1 protein-coding gene is annotated in these 565 nt (G+C 66.2%); it reads right to left on the bottom strand.

Translation table 11 applies throughout. The features are described 5' to 3' along the window. A partial coding sequence (locus tag ACLQ20_RS31340; RefSeq protein WP_425858381.1) for a condensation domain-containing protein occupies window positions 1-565 on the bottom strand: 565 nt, incomplete at both ends.

Raw genomic sequence — 565 nt, 5'->3', positions numbered from 1 at the left:
TGTTCTGCCAGGCGAACATGACTTGGAAGAGGGGGGTGTGGGCGAGGTTGCGGGTGGGGTTGACGGCTTCGACGACTTGTTCGAAGGGGAGGTCCTGGTGGTCGAGGGTGGTGAGGGTGAGGTCGCGGATGCGGTGGAGGAGTTGGGTGGTGGTGGGGTGGTTGGTGAGGTCGATGCGCAGGGCGAGGGTGTTGACGAAGAAGCCGATGAGGTTTTCGAGTTCGGCGCGGCGTCGGTTGGCGGTGGGGGTGCCGATGATGAGGTCGTGTTGGCCGGTGAGGCGGGACAGGACGATGGCCCAGGCGGTGAGCAGGGTCATGTAGAGGGTGGTGCCGTGGGTGGTGGTGAGGTTTTTGAGGGCGGTGGTGAGGTGGGGGTCGATGGTGATGGGGAGGTGGGCGCCGTGGTGGTTCTGTTCGGTGGGTCGGGGTCGGTCGGTGGGTAGGTGCAGCAGGGTGGGTGCGTCGGCGAGGGTGTGTCGCCAGTGGGTTTCCTGGCGTTGCAGGGTGCCGTCGGTGAGCCATTGGCGTTGCCAGGCGGCGTAGTCGGCGTACTGCACCGGCAG

Origin of the sequence: Micromonospora sp. DT46 (assembly GCF_049841735.1) — a bacterium.
Classification (GTDB): domain Bacteria; phylum Actinomycetota; class Actinomycetes; order Mycobacteriales; family Micromonosporaceae; genus Micromonospora; species Micromonospora reichwaldensis.
The sequence above is the reverse complement of the archived record's forward strand: the minus strand, read 5'-3'. Positions and strand labels throughout refer to the sequence as shown.